The sequence below is a fragment of the Methylobacterium mesophilicum genome (assembly GCF_022179445.1).
GTDB classification, from domain to species: Bacteria; Pseudomonadota; Alphaproteobacteria; order Rhizobiales; family Beijerinckiaceae; genus Methylobacterium; species Methylobacterium mesophilicum.
In genome coordinates this window covers 37,464-43,963 of sequence record NZ_BPQU01000038.1, presented here as the reverse complement: position 1 = coordinate 43,963, position 6,500 = coordinate 37,464, and the positions used below count along the sequence as shown (strand labels likewise).

General features: G+C 62.3%; 7 protein-coding genes. 2 read left to right on the top strand and 5 right to left on the bottom strand.

Translation table 11 applies throughout. From position 1 onward, the window contains the following. Together MFF40_RS24855 and MFF40_RS24850 are read left to right on the top strand one after the other, a co-directional pair. Positions 1-476, top strand: a 476-nt coding sequence (locus MFF40_RS24855) for a glyoxalase superfamily protein (protein WP_238262642.1), incomplete at its 5' end; no start/stop codon positions are given. Positions 477-528: 52 nt separating this feature from the next. Then, entirely contained in the window at positions 529-879 is a 351-nt protein-coding gene (locus MFF40_RS24850; protein WP_238262640.1) for an MmcQ/YjbR family DNA-binding protein, read from the top strand. Between the two features lie 184 nt (positions 880-1,063). Here the strand turns inward: MFF40_RS24850 and MFF40_RS24845 are convergent, their stop codons facing one another. From MFF40_RS24845 to MFF40_RS24825, 5 genes are all read right to left on the bottom strand, one after another. Next, positions 1,064-1,351 (bottom strand): hypothetical protein, encoded by a 288-nt coding sequence (locus MFF40_RS24845; RefSeq protein WP_238262638.1) that lies wholly within the window; start codon positions 1,349-1,351, stop codon positions 1,064-1,066. Between the two features lie 614 nt (positions 1,352-1,965). Beyond that, a complete protein-coding gene (locus MFF40_RS24840) occupies positions 1,966-3,087 on the bottom strand; it encodes an HD-GYP domain-containing protein (protein WP_238262636.1) in 1,122 nt (373 codons plus the stop codon). Further along, positions 3,087-3,638, bottom strand: coding sequence for a PilZ domain-containing protein (locus MFF40_RS24835; RefSeq protein WP_238262635.1), 552 nt, complete (start codon positions 3,636-3,638; stop codon positions 3,087-3,089). Before MFF40_RS24835 ends, MFF40_RS24840 begins: the two co-directional genes overlap by 1 nt. Before the next feature lie 208 nt (positions 3,639-3,846). Next, a complete protein-coding gene (locus tag MFF40_RS24830) occupies positions 3,847-4,656 on the bottom strand; it encodes an IS5 family transposase (protein ID WP_238262633.1) in 810 nt (269 codons plus the stop codon). 560 nt (positions 4,657-5,216) lie between these two features. Then, complete coding sequence (locus tag MFF40_RS24825) at positions 5,217-6,176, bottom strand: transporter (protein WP_238262648.1); 960 nt, start codon at positions 6,174-6,176, stop codon at positions 5,217-5,219. Between the last annotated feature and the right edge of the window lie 324 nt (positions 6,177-6,500).

The following is a 6,500-nucleotide window of genomic DNA, read 5'->3' as shown; positions in this document are numbered from 1 at the left end:
GGGACCTCGCCGTCTCGCACGCGACCACCCTCGAACTCGTCGCCGCCAGCCTCGGCCACGACGACTGGAACACCGCTTCCGCCGCCCTCGACCGCCCTGCGGAGAACGTGCCACGATTCCTGGAGGCGGTGCCGATCTTACGTATCTTCGACGAGGCCAAAGCGCGCGAGTTCTACTGCGACTTCCTCGGCTTCGAGACTGGGTTCGAGCACCGGTTCGAGCCAAGTCTGCCCCTCTACATGGAGGTCGCCCGCGCCGGCTTACGGCTGCACCTGTCCGAGCACCATGGCGATGCCAGCCCTGGCTCGACGGTGTTCGTGCCAATGCGGGGTGTCCGTGCTTATCACCGCCAACTGACCGACAAGAGCTACGGCTATGCTCGGCCGGGCATCGAGCAGGCACCCTGGGGCGATGTGCTGGAGGTGGCAGACCCGTTCGGGAACCGGCTGCGCTTCTGCGAGCGCCGCGCCGGGTGACTGGAGAACCGGTCGCTTCGATCAGTCACTGACTGAAAGGAAGAGGGCAGCGATGGGCGTCAACATCGAACACGTGAAGACGCTCATCGCGACGCTTGAGGCGGTGACCTCTGGCCCACACTTCCACAGGACCGCGTTCCGGACGCCGCGCAAGCCATTCGCGACGCTGGTTGAGGCCGCCCTCGACATCAACCTGATGTTCGACCCGGATCATCGCGGTTTTTTCTGCGAGCTGGTGCCAGAGGCTTTCCGCCCGGTACCCGGCGGATGGGGGCGGATGGGGGCGACCAGATGCGATCTCTCTGCCGTCGATGAGGCGACCCTGCGCTCGGCTCTCGCAGCCGCCCATCGTCTGGCTGCCCCGAAGCCGCGGACGCGGCGCCGACGGGATGGCGGCGCGTGACGCCGTTGTCTCATCCCCGGAGGCCTTGGACGATATCATCCGTTGGGCAAACGCGAACTTGCAGGGGAAGAATGGTCCTGATGACATCGAAAGGAGCGTCAGATCGCAACTCCCGTTGTCACTGGCGATGGTCAGGCAAGCATGCCCCCCATCAACCAGCACTTCGGACCCGCCACGGTCAGCATCACGAATGATCGTAAAATCCCCATTCTCGTAGGAACTCGTGATAGCGCCTCTGCTCCGGCGTGAGCGGCGAAGCAAACACGGCATCCCGCCACATCATGACGCCGAAGCCGCTGATCATGATCCCACCGAACAGGCCGCCCCACCACAGGCTGTTGGACGCCCAGGCATCATCGGTCAGGATCAGGAAGGTTCCGCTAAAGAGCGTCCCCGTTGCTCCTACCGAAAGAAACCTTCGGCCCATCTTGCGAAGCTCATGACGGTTCTCGGGTAAATCCGGGTCGCACATGACGGAAGCTCTCCAGCGATCCGACTATGACTGCCGCTACGTCGCGGCACCTCAACGACAATCGAGATGGCTTTTTGAGACACGCCGAACGTCTTGCCTCACGCCAGGTAGACTGAAGCCTTTGGAACTGAACGCCGCAAACCGTGCCAAATTACCTGACGACCGAGAGTCCACCTTCAATTTTACCTCCTCAGAAGCAGACCGGCAAGAACCCACCCGACCCGGTCGTGCGGACGGTCAGGACCCGACCCAACTCAGCGGTGCGAGACGACATCCTCATGCCCGAGAAGCGGACGTAAGCCCCCGCTCACGCGGACGACAAGAAATCGCCGAAAGCCATTTGGCTGGGTTAGTAGCGCGATGTGCCAAAGCGGACACGCATGCATCGTCGCAACCACCATCCGAGACGCACGATCTGCCGACGTTTGAATAGCCGACGCGGGCTACCAACAGAGCTGCATCCGTTTTCGCCAGCGGAACTGCAACCTCGACGTGCCACACCAACCAGTCGATCTGATCGTCGCTACGCATGAGAGCTTGGGCGAGCCGCTCGGCATGTAGGCGCATCAGCGCTGCTTACGGCAGGGGATTACCCCTCAGATTGTGGACAATCTTCAGGCAGCCTCCCGCTCCTCGGGTTTGAGGACCGCCCTGGCGAGAGCGTCCACCATCGAGCGTTCGAGCTTGTCACCCATGCTGTAGAGGATACCGAAGGCGTCCTCGGGGCTCTTGGCGTCCTTGTACGGGCGCTTCTCGATGAGGGCCGCGTAGATGTCACAGATCGTCATGAGACGGACGGGATCGGCTATCCCGTCGCCGCGCAGCCGGTCGGGATAGCCGGTGCCGTCGAGCATCTCATGGTGGTGGAGGGCCGTGTTGAGCGTGAGTTCGTCCGTCACGCCGCCGCGGACGAGGATGTCATGGCCGATCTTGGCATGGGTACGCATCACGGCCCATTCGCCGTCGTCGAGCTTGCCTGGCTTGTTCAGGATTTTGAGCGGGATGCGCCCCTTACCGAGGTCGTGCATCAGGGCGGCGCGGATAAAGCGCTTCTGGTCGGCCTTCGGGAAGTACAGGTTCATCGCCACGGCGGCGGCCAGTCCCGCGACCTGGAGGGAATGCTGGTAGGTGGTGTCGTCGTGGACCCAGACGCTGTCGAGCCAGCGTGCGAGGCCGCCATGCCGGATGGCGTTGATGACGGGATCGACGCCTGCGTCGACGGTCGGCAGGTCGATGGCGCCGCCCGCATCGACGACTTTCAGGATGGCGCCCACCGCCAAGCCGGACTTGGCGAGCCCGCGGTTGACGATCCGATCTACGATGCTTTGATCGGGATGCGTCGTGTTCACGACCGCCGCCGCGAGTTTGCGCGGCGGCGTTGCCGCCGAGAGGCAGATCTTGGCGCCGACGGCCTTGGCGCGCATGAAGTTATTCTCGCCTTCGCTGCCGTCGACCTTGCGCAGCATGCTCATGAGCGGCGCCTCGCGCATGCCCTTGTTGCGCAGGATTTGACGTAGGGACTTGACTGAGGCCTCACGATTGAAGGCGATGTCCGTGACAACGCCCTCGCAGACGTCCCCTGAGAGGTCGCCGTGATCCTGGTTGTAGAAATCTGGCCCTGTCACGCGGACGTCCATGGCGATCCCAAGGGCCTCGGCAACTGCCTCGCCGCGGTCTAGTCGGTCCGTCACGAGCAGGATGTAGCCTTCCTTCGTCTCCATCACCGGTTGCCCCATCACAGCACCACATGTTCGTTGAAAGTGATCGGGCTGAAGGGGAGTTTGAACTGAACGGCGATCCCATCCGCGGTTTGTCGTACAACCGTAGCGAACCGCTTCCCCACCGTGACGGCCGACCCAAGATCAGGGCGTTCGCTCGTAGCGAGTGCTGCGCCAGACATCGAAAGATCAAGGATCTCAGCAACAATCGTCTGGCTGTTCGGAAGCCTTACGTTGACAGCCCTCTGAGCCGGTACGATCCGAGGATTACTTCGCTGGTCGGTCGTGTCGCCGGCACGGGCACGGAGCCACGTCAGTCGATCCTCAATCCTGGTCTGACGCTCTCCACTTGCTTCGACAAGCATCGTGAACCCGGCGGGGCTCACCTCACCAATCAGCCCAGGCACAACCCCGACTGCGTCAAGGTAGCAAGTCGCCTTCATGCCACGCCGAACCGGAAGCATTCCGCCGCGTCTTATTATCTCGAAGACTGAGCTTGGTGAGATCCGGGCAACGCAGAGTGCTTCGATGCCGTTCTCTAAAAGAAATCTTCCTTTAGTCTCAATCATTGAGGCTACAGCACGCAACTAGATTACTATCTGCACCCTATATAGCAGGCTATAGGTTTACAAACTATCTCAGGTTGAGAAAAATGCAAAATTCGCTAGGGAGCCAACCTTATTGTGGTGCCGGCATGGTGACCGTGACCGCGACGGCTCCGGCTCTGGCGGGATGCAACGGGGGCAACTGACTGGCCCCGGCGTTCTCTAGAGGCTGTTATGAACTGGCTGCCAGTCGAGCGGCTTGTTTGAGCATGAGGCAGACGAAGGCGACGATGTGGAGATCCGCGAGCGTGCTGGGATAGCGCTCGTAGTCCTTGACGAGGCGTCGGAAGCGGGTCGCCCAGGCGAAGGAGCGCTCCACCACCCAGCGCCGCGGCAGCAGGACGAAGCCGCGCTTGGCCTCGGGCAGTCTGACGACCTCCAGCTCGATACCGTGCGTGCGTGCGGCCTTAGCCGGCCTCTCCCCGGTGTAGCCCTGATCGACATAGGCGAGATCGACGGTGTCGCCGGTGGCGGCCTGGATCGCCTTGGCGAGCTGCCCGACCTGGGCGCGGTCGTCGGCGTCGGCGGACGTGACGTGCAGCGCCAGGAGGTGACCCAGGGTGTCGACGGCCAAGTGGACCTTCGAGCCCCGTCTGCGCTTGGCTCCATCGTATCCGGCCCGCTCGCCGCTCTCGGGCGTCGAGCGCAGGGTCCGACTGTCGAGGATCGCTGCGCTGGGCTCTAAACGACGCCCGGAGGCTAGGCGCAGCAGGGCGCGGAGGTCGTCGGCCAGTTGCTCGAAGCAGCCGGCCGCCAGCCAGCGTTGGGACTGCTGGTAGACGGCTTCCCAGGGTGGCAGATCGTTGGGCATCCACCGCCAGGGTGCCCCTGTCTTCACGACGTAGCGCAGGCCATTGAACACCTCGCGCAAGCTATGCTCGCGCTGCCCCGCATCCTCGCGCAGCAGGGTCAGATAAGGGGCGACCAGCACCCACTCATCATCGGAGACGTCGGATGGGTAGGATCTGCGCGAAGGGGTCATGCCCCCTCATCTGGAATCCCCAAGCCACGGGTCCATAACAGCCTCTAGAGAAGTGCGAGGCCAAGTTCCTCAGCGCTTGATCAGCGTGAGAGCGTTGTTCCCTTATGCGGAGGGCCGCCGCAGCCGCCACGTTGGGCGTCCGTCATTGAGGGTCGACTCCGGCTTCTTGGATTACCGAGATGGCGCGAAGCAGTCGACTTCTCCATTTCGCGCGAAGGTCTGCTTCCTCAATCACACGTCCCTAAAGCAGACCGGCAACAATCCACCCTTCTCGGACGTTCATGGAGAGGTGCCGAACGTCAAGTTCCTACCGCCAAGCTGCAGCGCCGTCTCCAATCTCTGGTCTATGAAGACAGATAATATGGCCTCTACGAGCAAGCTCACGCTCAATCAAATCCAACGAATCATGCTTAAAAATAGGTCGGGACCGGGTGGTATCAGCTGTTGAGACATGGCCACCCGGCCCCTGTCGAAGCGGGATCCTCGGGAAGGAATTCGCTTCGATATCGGTCGCGCCTGACTTCACTGCAGCAGCAGGGCCAGGGTCGCGAATTCGGTGATCAATACTTGCGCACCAGCGGCGTCGGAGCCGGAGCCGCAGCGGCGACCGAGTAGAGCGGTGCGATGATCCGGACGAAGCCGTCAGTGGACTCCGTCCCGCTCTGGCGGACCGCCACGTCGCGCGCCACCATCAGCTGCGCGGTGAAAGGTCCGAAATCGTAACCAATCAGGCCGCCAACGGCGAAGCGGCCGCCGCGCGCAGTTCCCTGCCCGGCGGCGATGGCCCGCAGAGCGTCGCGTCCTCCGAGCCCAAGGTCAGCCTCGCCGTAGGCGACGGCACCGATCTCGAACTTACCGAACTTCTTCGTCGCGGTCAGGTCGAGGAGCAGCGCATCCTGAAGGTAGAACGGCCCGAGCGCGGTGCCGACCCTGCCGCCGAACCGGCCGGGCGAGTCGTAGAAGTTGTGGGTCAGGTTGGCCGTGAGGTTCAGGCCGTCTCCGGTGTAGCTGATGGCGAAGCCCTGGCGATAGGTGTTCGAGGAAAGCTGCGGCAGCACTGGCGTTGCACCGAGCAACGAGCCACGGTCGCCGTCGAGGTCGTTCAGGTGGACGGCGGCGAGGTAGCTGACACCGACGTTGTTGCCGAGGTCCCAAGCGAAGATGGAGCCGACGAGGGTACCGACGTTGATGCTGATGTCCTGGTTCGGCCTGCCGGCGGGGCTCCGGCTGAAGCCGAACACCGTCGGCTGCGCGATTAGTGGCTCGATATTGGCGCCAAAGATCTTGTAGCCCGTGGACCAGACCAGCACCGGAACGTTGATCGCGGTGTCGGTTGAGAACCTCGTGTCGTTGCGACGATAGATGAACGTATCGATCGCGTAGACGCCCGGCGGCAGCGGTGCGCCAACGGCGAGACCGACCTGCTCGCCGGGGATGGTCGTCGACTGGGCGTACGACGCGGTCGCGCCCAGGGTGAATGCTGCGAATCCCCCCACCACAACTGCGAATTTCTTCAGCATCATCGGTCCCTTCTCGATGCGCATCGGTCAGCCGCCATGGTTCGTCGAAAAGCATCGGCGCCGTTGGCGTTGAACAGATTTTGGTTCAGATTATTTTGATTGCATGCAAATACATACAATCTGTATGTATTTGCATCAATGCTTATATTCTGCACCCAAAAATCGAAGAGTCTACAGAATAATGTTTGGGATATGCTTAGATGACCGCTTTGTTGCATGAACGGCACAGACTTTTGCTGGCCTGAGCGGTCTGGGCGGCTTCAACCCGGTAGATAGGCCTGCGTGACCCGCCGCGAAGGTTCTGCGCGACGGCGTTCGGAGTTC

Coding starts and splice junctions, on each gene's coding strand:
- MFF40_RS24845 (WP_238262638.1), bottom strand. CDS start 1,351: ATGTGCGACCCGGATTTACCCGAGAACCGTCATGAGCTTCGCAAGATG.
- MFF40_RS24850 (WP_238262640.1), top strand. CDS start 529: ATGGGCGTCAACATCGAACACGTGAAGACGCTCATCGCGACGCTTGAG.
- MFF40_RS24835 (WP_238262635.1), bottom strand. CDS start 3,638: ATGATTGAGACTAAAGGAAGATTTCTTTTAGAGAACGGCATCGAAGCA.
- MFF40_RS24830 (WP_238262633.1), bottom strand. CDS start 4,656: ATGACCCCTTCGCGCAGATCCTACCCATCCGACGTCTCCGATGATGAG.
- MFF40_RS24840 (WP_238262636.1), bottom strand. CDS start 3,087: ATGGGGCAACCGGTGATGGAGACGAAGGAAGGCTACATCCTGCTCGTG.
- MFF40_RS24825 (WP_238262648.1), bottom strand. CDS start 6,176: ATGCTGAAGAAATTCGCAGTTGTGGTGGGGGGATTCGCAGCATTCACC.